We start from the raw sequence: 14,511 nt of genomic DNA on the forward strand, positions 1-14,511 counted from the left end.
TGTTATGAAAAAACTGTTTGTGTTTAGCGCGCTGGCATTGGTGACGTCGGGTAGTTTTGCTGCCCCTGTCACGGGTGGCTCTTCGAGCGCTTATGTACAGGTCGGACAATCTAACTTGCAAGGCATTGGGGAAGTTGGGATTGCCATGCCGACTGCCGTCGGCGGGACTGCCGATACCAGCAAGATTGTCAGCTTCAAAAGCGGCCCTATTGCCCAGACCAATGCCTTGATCGCAACACCAGGCACGGCATCTGCGCATATCGTGATGAATGGCAACAAGATCTCGGAAACCTGGAAGTCTTCGGTTGCCTATGGCACTCAAGTCTATTCCTATCGGCAGATCTCCGACCCATTGCCAAACTTCCCGCAGTTTGGCGGTGAAGTGATCGCCAAGGTCTCCGGTGCCGAAGTGTATTTCGGCGAATGGGCTCCGCGTAAAACCGGTGTGCAGCCGGATAACAGTACGGATCTCAATTTGACTCACGCCAACCGTACGGTGTTCTTCGCTGGCGAAAACCCAACGACCAGCATGCCGACGCTGGTCAATGCCAAGTACGACGTTGTCGGGATCAAGAAGTTTGATCCGGGGGCGCCGAATGTTTCGACGGGCACTCTGACTGCCAACTACGGAGGTGGCAGCGGCACCTTGGCCGGTTCTATTGCCGGTGGTGCGGGCACGGTTAACTTCGCGGGCACCAACATTGCCTCCAATGGCTCGTTCCAGAACACCAGCGGCCTTATCAAGGGCCAGTTCTATGGTGCAGGTGCTGAGGCATTGGCGGGTATCTACAACAACGGCATCTCATCCAGCAGCGTTGCCTTTGGTGGCAAAAAACAATAACTGAGCCTGGCATCAGAAAAGGGAGAGTCGATCTCTCCCTTTTTTAATCATTGTCTATTCGCTGGATCTGACCCACATGTCGATGTGCTTGCCTGTGCGGCTTGTCTTAATGCTTGCATTCACTCTATTGGCCGGTGCCGCAGGGGCCGATGAAGACGATACCCGGCGACTGTTGAACAAGATTGACCGAACGGTGAACGAGCGTGAGCGCTCGCATTTGATCGATATTGATCCGGCCACGGATGACTCGTCACTGATTACCATCGAGGGGCGCACGTACAACGTGCAGAACACTCTGGAGGATCTGGGGCCTGCCATCTATGTCACGCTGAATTTGCAGCAATGGCCCAAGGTGCGCCAGTTCGTCGAGCGCTACCGGCAACTGCCGGGGCATGAAGAGAAAGTGGTGCTGATGGCCGAAGGCATGCTGGCCCGGCAGGAAAAGCGCTACGGCCGGGCCATCGCCCATCTTCGAGCCGCAGCGGCCATGGACCCGGCTTTTGTGCGGGCCAAGCTGGAGCTGGCCCGGGCTTTATTCGAGGACAACCAGTCGCGTGAAGCCAAGGTGCTGTTTGATGAAGTGGCGGCGAGTGCGGTTCCTGAGCAGGTCATTCCAGTGCTTGAGGGTTATCAGGGGGCCTTGCAGGAGCGGCGCAGCTGGCATGGGTCGGTTGCCCTGGGCGCCGGCTACAACAGCAACGTCAACCAGGCCAACGGCATGACGACCCATACGGACGTGTGTGATTTCTTTGGCTGCTACCGTTTCAGTCGCAAGATGCCCGAGCCCATCAAGTCCTCCAGCCTGGTGTACGACGCCGTGGCCGAGCGGCGCTTTCAGATCGATGGGCATCATCATGTGCTGGTTCGCGGACTCAGCTATGGCAACTACTACCATCGGCACAAGGAAGACGAGCCCGAGACCTATTACGACGAAAACACCAGTGTGATTTATGTCGGCTACAACTACCTGAGCGCGTTGAATGATGTCTCGGTGTCGCCACTGTTCGAAAGCTACTACGGCGATCGGCACAACAAGTATCAAGCCAGCGGCCTGCGCCTGGAGTGGAAGCACACCCTGACCGAGCGGCTGCAACTGAGCCTCCAGGGGCAGCAGAAGCACTTTCGTTTCCAGGGTGAGGAGCGGGACTACTTCGAGAACTACGACGAGCGCCTGGTGGGCGGCTCGGCGTCTTACCTGTTGGGCGGTCAAACCCTGGTGTACGGCGGCTTGACCTATACCCGTCGGACCCAGCCGCAGGAGTCGGCCAGTAACAAGGAATACATGGCGAGCCTTGGGCTGTATCGAATGTTCGATGTGGGGCTGAACCTCAATGCGACGGCGCTCTACCGGCGCACGCGGTATGACGAGCCGGATTACTTTCTCGGCGGGCTGCGCGAGGATCGTCAGCAGATCTATATCGCCAACCTGGCCATGCCACGCTTTAAAGTGGCGGGCGTGGTGCCCAACCTTTACGTCAAGCGCACCCTCAATGCGAGCACCATCGATTGGGCTTATCAATATCGCCAGACGGAAGTGGCGCTGAAGCTGGAGAAGAGTTTTTGATGGGGGAGGGTGTGTAGCGCGTGACCGGGGAAAAACAGGAGGCCAGAAACGAAAAAACCCGCTTTCGCGGGTTTGATCTGAATTGGTGCCCAGAAGAAGACTCGAACTTCCACGACCTTGCGGTCACCAGCACCTGAAGCTGGCGTGTCTACCAATTTCACCATCTGGGCAGTATCGACATCGTTGCCGTGTCGATGGAGCGCACTATACGGAGCGTGATTTGATCTGTAAACCCCTGTTTTGGTTTTAATAAATCAAATACTTAGAATGCAAAAACCCGCTTTCGCGGGTTTTTGTGTGAGCCTTGAGATTGATCTACTCTCAAGCTCGAAATTGGTGCCCAGAAGAAGACTCGAACTTCCACGACCTTGCGGTCACCAGCACCTGAAGCTGGCGTGTCTACCAATTTCACCATCTGGGCAGTATCAACGACGTCGCCGTGTTGATGGCGCGCACTATACGGACCACTTTTTAAGCTGTAAACCCCTGTTTTGAAAAATACCCAAAAAATTGCGCAAGCCATGCTGCTAAGAGGTTTCCGAGGCGTTTCACGGATCTTTCGCGCGTTGTCTGAGCCTGAAATTTCCCGTTTCAATACGCGTATGCCAAACTAACCCGCATATAGACAAGGTGAAATTTATCTAATGGCCGATTGGCAGTCCCTCGATCCCGAGGCCGCTCGTGAAGCGGAAAAATACGAAAACCCTATTCCTAGCCGCGAACTGATCCTGCAGCACCTTGCTGACCGGGGTTCGCCTGCTAGCCGCGAGCAGTTGGTAGAAGAGTTCGGTCTGACCACAGAAGACCAGCTCGAAGCCCTGCGCCGCCGCCTGCGCGCCATGGAGCGCGATGCTCAACTGATTTACACCCGTCGTGGCACCTATGCCCCGGTGGACAAGCTCGACCTGATCCTGGGCCGCATCAGCGGTCACCGCGATGGCTTCGGCTTCCTGGTGCCGGACGACGGCAGTGACGACCTGTTCATGAGCCCAGGGCAAATGCGCCTGGTGTTCGATGGCGACCGCGCCCTGGCACGTGTCTCCGGCCTGGACCGTCGTGGTCGCCGTGAAGGTGTGATCGTTGAAGTGGTATCCCGTGCCCACGAGACCATCGTCGGCCGTTACTTCGAAGAGGGTGGCATCGGCTTTGTCGTGGCCGATAATCCGAAGATCCAGCAAGAAGTGCTGGTGACCCCGGGTCGCAACGCCAACGCCAAGGTCGGTCAGTTCGTCGAGGTGAAGATCACTCACTGGCCGACGCCGCGCTTCCAGCCGCAGGGCGATGTGGTCGAAGTGGTGGGCAACTACATGGCGCCGGGCATGGAGATTGATGTCGCGCTGCGTACCTACGACATCCCTCACGTCTGGCCGGAGGCCGTCCTCAAGGAAGCCGCCAAGCTCAAGCCGGAAGTCGAAGAAAAAGACAAAGAGAAGCGCATCGACCTGCGTCATCTGCCGTTCGTCACCATTGACGGCGAAGATGCGCGGGACTTCGATGACGCGGTGTATTGCGAAGCCAAGCCTGGCAAGTTGCGCCTGTTCTCCGGCGGCTGGAAGTTGTTCGTCGCGATTGCCGACGTTTCCAGCTACGTGAAGATCGGTTCGGCCCTGGACAACGAAGCCCAGGTGCGCGGCAACTCGGTGTACTTCCCCGAGCGCGTGATCCCGATGCTGCCTGAGCAGCTGTCCAACGGCTTGTGCTCGCTGAACCCGAAAGTCGACCGCTTGGCCATGGTGTGCGAGATGACCATCTCGAAAACCGGCGAAATGACCGACTACCAGTTCTACGAAGCGGTGATTCACTCCCAGGCCCGCCTGACCTACAACAAGGTCAGCACCATCCTGGAGCAGCCGAAAACCAGCGAGGCCAAAACCCTGCGCGGTGAGTACGGCCATGTCGTGCCGCACCTCAAGCAGCTCTACGCACTGTACAAGGTGCTGTTGGGCGCTCGGCATGTGCGCGGCGCGATCGATTTTGAAACTCAGGAAACCCGGATTGTCTTCGGTTCCGAGCGCAAGATCGCCGCGATCACCCCGACCACGCGCAACGACGCTCACAAGCTGATTGAGGAATGCATGCTGGCGGCCAACGTGGCCACCGCTGAATTCCTGAAGAAGCATGAGATCCCTGCGTTGTACCGAGTACACGACGGCCCGCCGCCGGAGCGTCTGGAGAAGTTGCGCGCGTTCCTCGGCGAGCTCGGCCTGTCCCTGCACAAAGGCAAGGACGGCCCGACGCCGAAGGACTACCAGGCACTGTTGGCCAGCATCAAGGACCGTCCGGATTATCACGTGATCCAGACCGTGATGCTGCGCTCCCTGAGCCAGGCGGTGTACAGCGCCGATAACCAGGGCCACTTCGGCCTGAATTACGAGGCGTACACCCACTTCACCTCGCCGATTCGCCGTTACCCGGACCTGCTCACGCACCGGGCGATCCGCAGCGTGATCCATTCCAAGCAGAACACCCCGCACGTCAAGCGCGCCGGTGCCATGACCATTCCGAAGGCGCGGATCTATCCGTACGACGAAGCGGCCCTGGAGCAACTGGGCGAGCAGTGCTCCATGAGCGAGCGGCGTGCCGACGAAGCCACTCGCGATGTTGTGAACTGGCTCAAGTGCGAGTTCATGAAAGACCGTGTGGGCGAGTCGTTCCCGGGCGTGATCACCGCGGTGACCGGCTTTGGTCTGTTCGTCGAGCTGACTGACATCTACGTCGAAGGCCTGGTGCACGTCACCGCCTTGCCGGGTGACTACTACCACTTCGATCCTGTGCATCACCGCCTGGCGGGCGAGCGCACCGGTCGCAGCTTCCGTCTGGGCGATACCGTGGAAGTACAGGTCATGCGCGTCGACTTGGACGAGCGCAAGATCGACTTCGGCATGCCGGACAAGCCTGTTGAGCCGACTGGCCGTAAAAAACGTGGCAACGAAACCGCAGCACCGGCCGCGAAAGGTAAAGGTGCTCCTGCGAAAGCAGCGGCCGCCGAGCCTGCGCCAGCCAAGGCGGGTCGTCGTTCGTCTGCCAAGGACAAGGCCCCCGAAGCCTACCGCCCAAGCGATGCCGCGGCAAAAAACGCCGAAGTACGCAAGAGTCGTGAGTTGAAGCAGCAGTTGCTCAGCGAAGCCAAAAGCGGTGGTAAAGCGGCGTCTGGGGGAAAGTCCCAGGGCGCAGAAAAGAAACCGAGCAAACACCGTAAAGGCCCGCCGAAAGCGGGTTCGGCCCCCGCGAAAAGCGGCGGGTCGCGCAAACCTAAGGCCAAGTCATGAGTCTGGAAAAAATCTACGGCGTACACGCCGTAGAGGCATTGCTGCGTCACCACCCGAAACGCGTCAAGCAGGTGTGGTTGGCAGAAGGCCGCAGTGAGCCACGCGTTCAAGCGCTGGTCGAGCTGGCCAACCAAAACAAAGTGGCGATCGGCCAAGCCGAGCGTCGTGAGATGGACGTCTGGGTCGAAGGCGTTCACCAGGGCGTGGTAGCGGACGTAAGCCCGAGCCAGGTCTGGGGCGAGGCGATGCTCGATGAGCTGCTCGATCGCACCGAAGGCGCACCGCTGTTGCTGGTGCTCGACGGCGTGACCGATCCGCACAACCTGGGCGCCTGCCTGCGCTCGGCCGATGCTGCCGGTGCGCTGGCGGTGATCGTGCCTAAAGACAAGTCGGCGACCTTGACGCCTGTGGTGCGTAAAGTCGCCTGCGGTGCGGCGGAAGTGATTCCGCTGGTGGCCGTGACCAACCTGGCGCGCACCCTGGAGAAGCTCCAGCAGCGTGGCCTGTGGATCGTGGGCACGGCGGGGGAGGCCGAGGTCAGCATTTATGACCAGGACCTGACCGGCCCAACCATCCTGATCATGGGGGCTGAAGGCAAGGGCATGCGTCGCCTGACTCGCGAGCATTGCGACTACCTGGTGCACCTGCCGATGGCCGGTAGCGTCAGCAGCCTCAACGTTTCAGTCGCAACGGGTGTCTGCCTGTTCGAAGCCCAGCGCCAGCGTGGCGCCAAGGCCAAAGCCAAGAAGTAACCAAGTTTGACGCAGGTCAAAGTGTGGGAGGGGGCTTGCTCCCGGATACGGTGTGTCAGCCAGTGCATTGGTTAACTGGCATACCGCTTTCGGAAGTGCGCCCCCTCCCACATTTGTTTTTGTGGTGTATGGGGGATTGTTCAAATAATCACCAATCACCTTGCGCCCTTTCTCCCCCTTCTCTACAATTGCGCCCCTTGCCTTCCTGGCAGGCACGCATGTGCCTCCCTGCGGCAAGATCCATAAGTGTCATTCACTCCTTGTCTGACCGTTTTTGAGCGGCAGGCTACAACCCGTAAGGAGCATTCATGCGTCATTACGAAATCATCTTTTTGGTCCACCCGGATCAAAGCGAGCAAGTCGGCGGCATGGTTGAGCGTTACACCAAGCTGATCGAAGAAGACGGCGGCAAAATCCACCGTCTGGAAGATTGGGGCCGTCGTCAACTGGCCTACGCAATCAACAATGTTCACAAGGCTCACTACGTGATGCTGAACGTTGAGTGCACTGGCAAGGCCCTGGCCGAGCTGGAAGACAACTTCCGCTACAACGATGCAGTGATCCGTAACCTGGTCATCCGTCGCGAAGAAGCCGTTACCGGCCAATCCGAGATGCTCAAGGCTGAAGAAAACCGCAGTGAGCGCCGTGAGCGTCGTGACCGTCCTGAGCATTCTGACAGCGCCGATGGCGATGACAGCGATAACAGCGACGCCAGCGATAACGCTGACGAGTAATCCACGGACCTTTTGAGGAGCCAATTACATGGCACGTTTCTTCCGTCGTCGTAAATTCTGCCGCTTCACCGCTGAAGACGTGAAAGAGATCGATTACAAAGATCTCAACACTCTGAAAGCCTACGTATCCGAGACCGGCAAAATCGTTCCAAGCCGCATCACCGGTACCAAAGCTCGTTATCAGCGTCAGCTGGCCACCGCTATCAAGCGCGCCCGCTTCCTGGCCCTGCTGGCCTACACCGACAGCCACGGCCGCTGAGACCGGGCAGTCGACAAGTAGTAAGGGATTGAATGCATGCGCGCCTTAGCTGAGTTCATCATGCGCGGTCGTGTGCAGGCCACTCTGGTAGTGGCTGGATGTGCGGCATTGCCGTTGTTGTATTGGTTGGGTGCTGCTGCGGGAAGCCTTGTGCTCCTGCGGCGCGGATTGAAGGACGCCGTTGGTGTCCTCGCCCTGGGACTGCTGCCAGCGTTGATCTGGTGGTTTTATTCCGCTGATCCCCGCGCGCTTTTAGTGATGCTGGGGTCTTCGGGCCTTGCGTTGGTTTTACGCGCAAGCGAGTCCTGGAACCGTGTGCTGCTGGTCAGCATAGCGCTGGGCCTGGTGTTTGCTGGAGTGCTGGGTGTGACTTTCCGCCCCCAGATCGAGATGCTCTCGCAGGAGTTGGTAAAAATCCTGCCGTTGGCCCTCGGTGATCTCTACCAGCAATTATCGGTTGAAGAGCGAGCTCGTCTCGCCTCGCTGATAGCACCGGTCCTGACCGGCCTGATTGCGGCCTTGTTGCAGATCGTCAGTGTGCTGAGCCTGATTGTTGGGCGCTACTGGCAGGCGTTGTTGTACAACCCTGGTGGTTTTGGTCGCGAGTTTCGCGCGATCAGAATCCCGCTGGGGCCGGCGATGTTGCTGCTGGCGTGCATGCTTCTGGGACCGAACTTCGGCCCCCAGATGGCGATGTTGACGCCGTTGTGCAGCGTACCGCTGGTGTTCGCCGGGCTGGCCCTGATTCATGGGCTGGTGGCTGAGAAGCGGCTGGCCAGATTCTGGCTGGTGGGGTTGTACGTAACGCTGCTGCTGTTCATGCAACTGATCTATCCGTTGCTGGTGGTCTTGGCCATCGTCGACAGCCTGATTGATTTTCGCGGTCGTTTGGCGCCGAAAGACGCCGATAACGCGAACGGTGAAGGTTAAAAGTTAAGAGGATTTTCACATGCAACTGATCCTTCTGGAAAAAGTCGCCAACCTGGGCAACCTGGGCGACAAAGTGAACGTTAAGGCTGGTTACGGCCGTAACTACCTGCTGCCTTACGGCAAAGCTACCGCTGCGACCGCTGCCAACCTGGCTGCGTTCGAAGAGCGTCGTGCTGAGTTGGAAAAACTGGCTGCAGACCGTAAAGCATCGGCTGAAAGCCGCGCTGCCCAACTGGCTGAGCTGGAAGTGACTATCACTGCCACCGCCGGTGACGAAGGCAAGCTGTTCGGTTCGATCGGTACTCACGACATCGCTGATGCACTGACCGCCTCTGGCGTTGAAGTTGCAAAAAGCGAAGTTCGTCTGCCGAACGGCACCATCCGCAACGTAGGCGAATTCGACGTAGCCGTGCACCTGCACGCCGAAGTTGAAGCCACCGTACGCGTTGTCGTGGTAGCAGCTTAAGCAGCACTTGTCGGCTGGCACCCCCGGGTGCTTGCCGGTAACATCGGGCACGATCCTGTTTACAGGTCGTGCCCTTTGTCTTTCTGCACCCTGTGTTTTTTACTCCCCTGATTCCAAGTGGCCATGAACGATATCTCCGCTCCCGAGCAATACGATCTGCAAACCGCTGCCCTGAAGGTGCCGCCGCATTCCATCGAGGCCGAGCAGGCCGTGCTCGGTGGTCTGATGCTGGACAACAACGCCTGGGAACGCGTGCTCGATCAAGTATCGGATGGCGATTTCTATCGACATGACCACCGCCTGATCTTCCGTGCGATCGCCAAGCTGGCCGATCAGAACATGCCGATCGATGTGGTGACCCTGTCCGAGCAATTGGACAAGGAAGGTCAGACCTCGCAAGTGGGTGGCCTGGGCTATCTGGGCGAGCTGGCGAAAAATACCCCGTCGGTGGCCAACATCAAGGCCTATGCCGCGATCGTGCGCGAGCGTGCGACCCTGCGCCAACTGATCGGCATCAGCACCGAAATCGCCGACAGCGCCTTCAACCCCGAAGGGCGCACCGCCGCCGAGATCCTCGACGAGGCCGAGCGGCAGATCTTCCAGATCGCCGAGGCCCGGCCGAAAACCGGCGGTCCGGTCAGCGTCAATGACCTGCTGACCAAGGCCATCGACCGCATCGACACCCTGTTCAACACCGACAACGCGATTACCGGCCTGTCCACCGGCTACACCGACCTCGACGAGAAGACCAGTGGCCTGCAGCCGTCCGACTTGATCATCGTCGCCGGCCGTCCATCCATGGGTAAAACCACCTTTGCGATGAACCTGGTGGAAAACGCCGTACTGCGCAGTGACAAGTGTGTACTGGTCTACTCCCTGGAGATGCCAGGCGAATCGCTGATCATGCGTATGTTGTCGTCCCTGGGGCGGATCGATCAAACCAAGGTCCGGGCCGGCCGCCTGGACGACGACGATTGGCCGCGCCTGACTTCGGCGGTCAATCTGCTCAACGATCGCAAGTTGTTCATCGACGATACGGCCGGTATCAGCCCCTCGGAAATGCGTGCGCGGACCCGACGCCTGGTGCGTGAGCACGGCGAAGTCGCGCTGATCATGATCGACTACCTGCAGTTGATGCAGATCCCGGGTTCGGGTGGCGATAACCGGACCAACGAGATTTCGGAAATCTCTCGCTCCCTGAAAGCCCTGGCCAAAGAGTTCAACTGCCCGGTGGTGGCGCTGTCGCAGCTCAACCGCTCCCTGGAGCAACGCCCGAACAAGCGCCCGATCAACTCCGACTTGCGGGAATCCGGAGCCATCGAGCAGGATGCCGACGTCATCATGTTCGTGTACCGGGACGAGGTGTACCACCCGGAAACCGAGCACAAGGGCATCGCCGAGATCATTATCGGCAAGCAGCGGAACGGTCCGATCGGTACCTCGCGACTGGCGTTTATCGGCAAGTACACCCGCTTCGAAAACCTGGCCCCAGGCAGCTACAACTTCGACGACGAGTAAGCCCGCCGGAGCTTCAGGCTCCCGGCGGCAGGTCCTAAGCCCGGCGCTGATATTTCCGACCGTTGCAGTCGGAATTGGTCATTTTTTGTGCTATATTCCGCGCCCGCGAAATTCAATGAAAGCCAACACCGGTTATCGACATGATGCAAGCAGCCAAGCCTCTCTTTGACTATCCCAAGTACTGGGCCGAATGTTTCGGGCCAGCGCCGTTCCTGCCGATGAGCAGGGAGGAGATGGATCAGCTCGGCTGGGATTCATGCGACATCATCATCGTGACCGGTGATGCCTATGTCGATCACCCGTCGTTCGGCATGGCGATCATCGGCCGGCTGCTGGAGTCCCAGGGCTTTCGCGTCGGGATCATTGCCCAGCCGAACTGGCAGTCCAAAGACGACTTCATGAAGCTCGGCGAGCCGAACCTGTTCTTCGGCGTCGCGGCCGGCAACATGGATTCGATGATCAACCGCTACACCGCCGATAAAAAGATCCGTTCCGATGACGCCTACACCCCAGGTGGCATGGCTGGCAAACGTCCGGATCGCGCCAGCCTGGTCTACAGCCAGCGCTGCAAGGAAGCCTACAAGAATGTGCCGATCGTCCTCGGCGGCATCGAAGCGTCCCTGCGCCGTATCGCCCACTACGACTATTGGCAGGACCGCGTACGCAACTCGATCCTGATCGACGCCTGTGCCGATATCCTGCTGTACGGCAACGCCGAGCGGGCGATTGTCGAAGTTGCCCAGCGCCTGTCCTACGGTCACAAGATCGAAGACATCACCGACGTGCGTGGCACCGCGTTCATCCGTCGCGATACACCGAAAGACTGGTACGAAGTCGACTCCACGCGCATCGACCGTCCGGGCAAGGTCGACAAGATCATCAACCCCTACGTGAATACGCAGGACACCCAGGCTTGCGCCATCGAGCAAGAGAAAGGGCCGGTTGAAGACCCCAACGAAGCCAAGGTGGTGCAGATCCTGGCCAGCCCGCGGATGACCCGGGACAAGACAGTGATTCGCTTGCCTTCGGTGGAAAAGGTCCGTGGCGACGCGGTGCTGTATGCCCACGCCAACCGCGTGCTGCACCTGGAAACCAATCCGGGCAACGCCCGCGCGCTGGTGCAGAAGCATGGTGAAGTGGACGTCTGGTTCAACCCGCCGCCCATTCCCATGACCACCGAAGAAATGGACTACGTGTTCGGCATGCCCTATGCGCGCGTCCCGCACCCGGCGTACGGCAAGGAAAAAATTCCGGCCTACGACATGATCCGCTTCTCGGTGAACATCATGCGTGGCTGCTTCGGCGGCTGTACCTTCTGCTCGATCACCGAGCACGAGGGGCGGATCATCCAGAACCGTTCCGAAGAGTCGATCATTCGCGAGATCGAAGAGATTCGCGACAAGGTCCCGGGCTTTACCGGCGTGATCTCCGACCTCGGCGGCCCGACCGCGAACATGTACCGCATTGCCTGCAAGAGCCCGGAAATCGAATCCGCGTGCCGCAAGCCGTCCTGCGTGTTCCCGGGTATCTGCCCGAACCTGAATACCGACCACTCGTCGCTGATCCAGCTGTATCGCAGCGCCCGTGCCTTGCCGGGTGTGAAGAAGATCCTGATCGCTTCCGGCCTGCGCTACGACCTGGCGGTCGAGTCGCCGGAATACGTCAAAGAGCTGGTGACCCACCACGTTGGCGGCTACCTGAAGATCGCCCCGGAACACACCGAGGAAGGTCCGCTCAACCAGATGATGAAGCCGGGCATCGGCAGCTATGACAAGTTCAAGCGCATGTTCGAGAAGTACACCAAGGAAGCCGGGAAAGAGCAGTACCTGATTCCATACTTCATCGCTGCGCACCCTGGTACCACCGACGAAGACATGATGAACCTGGCCCTGTGGCTCAAGGGCAACGGCTTCCGTGCCGACCAGGTGCAGGCGTTCTACCCGTCGCCGATGGCCACCGCCACCGCCATGTACCACTCGGGCAAGAACCCGCTGCGCAAGGTGACCTACAAGAGCGACGCGGTGACCATCGTCAAGAGCGAGGAGCAGCGTCGCCTGCACAAGGCGTTCTTGCGTTATCACGACCCGAAAGGCTGGCCGATGCTGCGTGAAGCCTTGACCCGCATGGGCCGCGCCGACCTGATCGGGCCGGGCAAGAACCAGTTGATCCCGTTGCACCAGCCGGCCACCGACAGCTACCAGAGCGCCCGTCGCAAGAACTCGACGCCGGCTGGCAGCCACAAAGTGGCCGGCGAGAAGACCACCAGGATCCTGACCCAGCACACCGGCCTGCCACCACGGGCCAGCGATGGCGGCAACTCGTGGGACAAACGCGAGCAGGCCAAGGCGGCGGCTTTCGCCCGCAACCAGCAGGCGGCCAAGGAACGCAAGGATGCGGCCAAGGGCAAGGGCCCCAAGCCCGCGCGTAAACCGGTCGTACCGCGTTAAGCGCAACGCCAGCCTCAGGGCTGGCGTTTTGCATTCCGGCGAAACATTTTGCCGCGCTGCCGGTCTTAAAAGTCCTGCCGGCTTTGTTAAGGTGGCGCCAGCCTGCACCGCCGAGGTGCCCGAGGCAGCTGCCAGCTGACGCATGGCAGGCCGACTTTTCACCCATGAGATCAAGGACGAATCCCGTGACCATCGCTTTAGACGAAGTGATCGGAGACCTGCGCCTGACGCAGGTTCTTGCCCGCCAGCGGATCGAAAGCCAGATCAACCTGCCGCGGCTGTTTGCCGCCATCGATACCGACCCCTCGATTGCCGGCGCCGGGGTGGTGTACATCGATGCAGACTTCAATGTGATCACCCTGCGCGAATTTCGGCCGATCTGCAGCATCCGGCCCAAACGGCTGATTCTGCGGGAGGCCAAGCGCTACATCGCGCCCCAGCAGTTTGTCGACCAGGTGAAGAACAACCCGCGGGAGTCGCGGCTGGCCAGTGAGTCCTTCAACACCACCCTGGCCTGCACGGCCGCGGTGATCGGCTGGGTGGTGGTGTTCAGTGGCAGCATTGCCGTGCCTTTCACCGCCGGCGCCAGTGCCTGGCTGGTGGTGCTGGGGGCTTCGGCAGCGATGGCCGGCACCGCTCAATGCGTGATCGGGGGTGTGCGGGTGGCCAACGAGATCCAGGACCCGGCGGCCAACGACCGCATGGACGATGCCGAGTGGTACAACGTCGTCTCGCCGATTCTCGATGGCATTTCCCTGGTGGGGGTCGGTGGATCAGCGCTGACCACCTACAGGCTGCTCAAGGCCAGCAAAGCGGCCAACGCCGGCAGAAGCTGGACGCAGTTGCTCAAGGGCCTCAACCGCCAGGAACGGGCCAAGTTGACCAACGAGCTGTTGAGCCTGCGGGACCCGAGCCTGACCGCCAAACTGTTGAAGCTGCGCCAGCGTGCCGGTGTCTTGCCCAAGCGCTATTCGACAACGCAGATCAGTCACGCGACCCTGACCCAGATGCAGGATGCCCTCGGCGCCACGCTGAGTACCGGCGGCAGCCTTAGATCCGGCAACATCAAAGCGGCGAAAGAATACGTGGTGCAAAAAGCCATCGCGCTGGGTCTCTACGAGGAGTTCGACGAATGATTGGCGGTGGCCGGACGGTGGATTTTCTTGCGCGTTATTTTCCGACCTTCATGCTCACGATCCTGCTCGGCTGCTTCAGTGGCTCGATCCTGCTGTCCCTGGCCGGCACCACCTATTGGCGCATGCTGGAGCCTTCGCGCAGTACCGATAATGTCGGGCTCGGCATGTTGGTGCTGGTGACGCTGCTGGTGTTCGGCAACCTGATGATTGTGCGCGGGCGGGAATGGGCGGCGTGGCTGGTGGCGGGGTATTTCCTGCTGTGCCTGGCGGCGCTGGTGCCGATGTACCGGTATGGGCCGCACCCGGGCCTGTATGGCTTTGCGCTGTTGCTGCCATTGCTCGGCCTGTTGTTACTCAACAGCCGACGCCATCGGGAGATGCGCAAGCAGCTTGTGCAGATTCGCCACGAACGCCAGCGCATCAAGCGTGAGGCCAAGGGACCGGGCAAGCGCGGGTGAGGTATCGCACCGTGCCTGCCGCATTTGTGTGCAACCCTTGCACGGCAATGCAGGCACTGCGCGGTTTTGGTGCTGTACTGCGTTGAGTCACAGTGGAAAGCGTTGGCGGGGCGGGATGGCATAAGTCTTGCGCGCTT

General features: G+C 59.8%; 12 protein-coding genes and 2 tRNA genes. 12 read left to right on the forward strand and 2 right to left on the reverse strand.

Going from position 1 to position 14,511, the window contains the following annotated elements; translation table 11 throughout:
* Positions 1–4: 4 nt before the first annotated feature.
* Together MF4836_RS05885 and MF4836_RS05890 are read left to right on the forward strand one after the other, a co-directional pair.
* On the forward strand, positions 5–841 hold the full coding sequence (locus MF4836_RS05885) for a Slam-dependent surface lipoprotein (RefSeq protein WP_078469557.1): 837 nt from the start codon (positions 5–7) through the stop codon (positions 839–841).
* 109 nt (positions 842–950) lie between these two features.
* Positions 951–2,405, forward strand: a complete 1,455-nt coding sequence (locus tag MF4836_RS05890; RefSeq protein ID WP_238596129.1) for a surface lipoprotein assembly modifier — start codon at positions 951–953, stop codon at positions 2,403–2,405.
* Between the two features lie 83 nt (positions 2,406–2,488).
* On the opposite strand, the gene MF4836_RS05895 is transcribed toward MF4836_RS05890, so the two are convergent.
* Both MF4836_RS05895 and MF4836_RS05900 read right to left on the reverse strand, forming a co-directional pair.
* A tRNA-Leu gene (locus MF4836_RS05895) sits at positions 2,489–2,575 on the reverse strand.
* Positions 2,576–2,739: 164 nt separating this feature from the next.
* Positions 2,740–2,826: transfer RNA gene (locus MF4836_RS05900), tRNA-Leu, on the reverse strand.
* 223 nt (positions 2,827–3,049) lie between these two features.
* Between MF4836_RS05900 and rnr the strand changes: the two genes are divergently transcribed.
* The 10 genes from rnr to MF4836_RS05950 all read left to right on the forward strand — a co-directional run bounded on the left by rnr (position 3,050) and on the right by MF4836_RS05950 (position 14,374).
* Positions 3,050–5,674, forward strand: a complete 2,625-nt coding sequence (rnr, locus tag MF4836_RS05905) for a ribonuclease R (protein WP_078469559.1) — start codon at positions 3,050–3,052, stop codon at positions 5,672–5,674.
* Positions 5,671–6,426: a 23S rRNA (guanosine(2251)-2'-O)-methyltransferase RlmB gene (gene rlmB, locus MF4836_RS05910; RefSeq protein ID WP_078469560.1), complete on the forward strand. Its 756-nt coding sequence runs from the start codon at positions 5,671–5,673 to the stop codon at positions 6,424–6,426. Before rnr ends, rlmB begins: the two co-directional genes overlap by 4 nt.
* Before the next feature lie 308 nt (positions 6,427–6,734).
* Positions 6,735–7,160: a 30S ribosomal protein S6 gene (gene rpsF, locus MF4836_RS05915; RefSeq protein ID WP_020299424.1), complete on the forward strand. Its 426-nt coding sequence runs from the start codon at positions 6,735–6,737 to the stop codon at positions 7,158–7,160.
* 28 nt (positions 7,161–7,188) lie between these two features.
* Positions 7,189–7,419, forward strand: coding sequence for a 30S ribosomal protein S18 (gene rpsR / locus MF4836_RS05920; RefSeq protein ID WP_002551829.1), 231 nt, complete (start codon positions 7,189–7,191; stop codon positions 7,417–7,419).
* Positions 7,420–7,455: 36 nt separating this feature from the next.
* Entirely contained in the window at positions 7,456–8,349 is an 894-nt protein-coding gene (locus MF4836_RS05925; protein WP_078469561.1) for a hypothetical protein, read from the forward strand.
* 19 nt (positions 8,350–8,368) lie between these two features.
* Positions 8,369–8,815: a 50S ribosomal protein L9 gene (gene rplI, locus MF4836_RS05930; protein ID WP_020299422.1), complete on the forward strand. Its 447-nt coding sequence runs from the start codon at positions 8,369–8,371 to the stop codon at positions 8,813–8,815.
* Positions 8,816–8,938: 123 nt separating this feature from the next.
* The gene (gene dnaB / locus MF4836_RS05935; RefSeq protein ID WP_078469562.1) at positions 8,939–10,333 is read left to right on the forward strand and encodes a replicative DNA helicase; all 1,395 of its coding nucleotides are present in this window, start codon (positions 8,939–8,941) and stop codon (positions 10,331–10,333) included.
* A 143-nt stretch (positions 10,334–10,476) separates the two neighbouring features.
* Positions 10,477–12,780: a YgiQ family radical SAM protein gene (locus MF4836_RS05940; protein ID WP_078469694.1), complete on the forward strand. Its 2,304-nt coding sequence runs from the start codon at positions 10,477–10,479 to the stop codon at positions 12,778–12,780.
* Positions 12,781–12,965: 185 nt separating this feature from the next.
* Positions 12,966–13,916, forward strand: a complete 951-nt coding sequence (locus MF4836_RS05945) for an NAD synthetase (protein WP_078469563.1) — start codon at positions 12,966–12,968, stop codon at positions 13,914–13,916.
* The gene (locus tag MF4836_RS05950) at positions 13,913–14,374 is read left to right on the forward strand and encodes a hypothetical protein (protein WP_078469564.1); all 462 of its coding nucleotides are present in this window, start codon (positions 13,913–13,915) and stop codon (positions 14,372–14,374) included. Before MF4836_RS05945 ends, MF4836_RS05950 begins: the two co-directional genes overlap by 4 nt.
* Positions 14,375–14,511 lie beyond the last annotated feature (137 nt).

Origin of the sequence: Pseudomonas sp. MF4836 (genome assembly GCF_002018875.1) — a bacterium.
Classification (GTDB): domain Bacteria; phylum Pseudomonadota; class Gammaproteobacteria; order Pseudomonadales; family Pseudomonadaceae; genus Aquipseudomonas.

Bases quoted from the DNA above. Each gene is read 5' to 3' on its own strand.
- MF4836_RS05890 (WP_238596129.1), top strand. From the start codon at position 951: ATGCTTGCATTCACTCTATTGGCCGGTGCCGCAGGGGCCGATGAAGAC.
- MF4836_RS05925 (WP_078469561.1), top strand. From the start codon at position 7,456: ATGCGCGCCTTAGCTGAGTTCATCATGCGCGGTCGTGTGCAGGCCACT.
- rlmB (WP_078469560.1), top strand. From the start codon at position 5,671: ATGAGTCTGGAAAAAATCTACGGCGTACACGCCGTAGAGGCATTGCTG.
- rpsF (WP_020299424.1), top strand. From the start codon at position 6,735: ATGCGTCATTACGAAATCATCTTTTTGGTCCACCCGGATCAAAGCGAG.
- rnr (WP_078469559.1), top strand. From the start codon at position 3,050: ATGGCCGATTGGCAGTCCCTCGATCCCGAGGCCGCTCGTGAAGCGGAA.
- dnaB (WP_078469562.1), top strand. From the start codon at position 8,939: ATGAACGATATCTCCGCTCCCGAGCAATACGATCTGCAAACCGCTGCC.
- rpsR (WP_002551829.1), top strand. From the start codon at position 7,189: ATGGCACGTTTCTTCCGTCGTCGTAAATTCTGCCGCTTCACCGCTGAA.
- rplI (WP_020299422.1), top strand. From the start codon at position 8,369: ATGCAACTGATCCTTCTGGAAAAAGTCGCCAACCTGGGCAACCTGGGC.
- MF4836_RS05885 (WP_078469557.1), top strand. From the start codon at position 5: ATGAAAAAACTGTTTGTGTTTAGCGCGCTGGCATTGGTGACGTCGGGT.
- MF4836_RS05940 (WP_078469694.1), top strand. From the start codon at position 10,477: ATGCAAGCAGCCAAGCCTCTCTTTGACTATCCCAAGTACTGGGCCGAA.
- MF4836_RS05950 (WP_078469564.1), top strand. From the start codon at position 13,913: ATGATTGGCGGTGGCCGGACGGTGGATTTTCTTGCGCGTTATTTTCCG.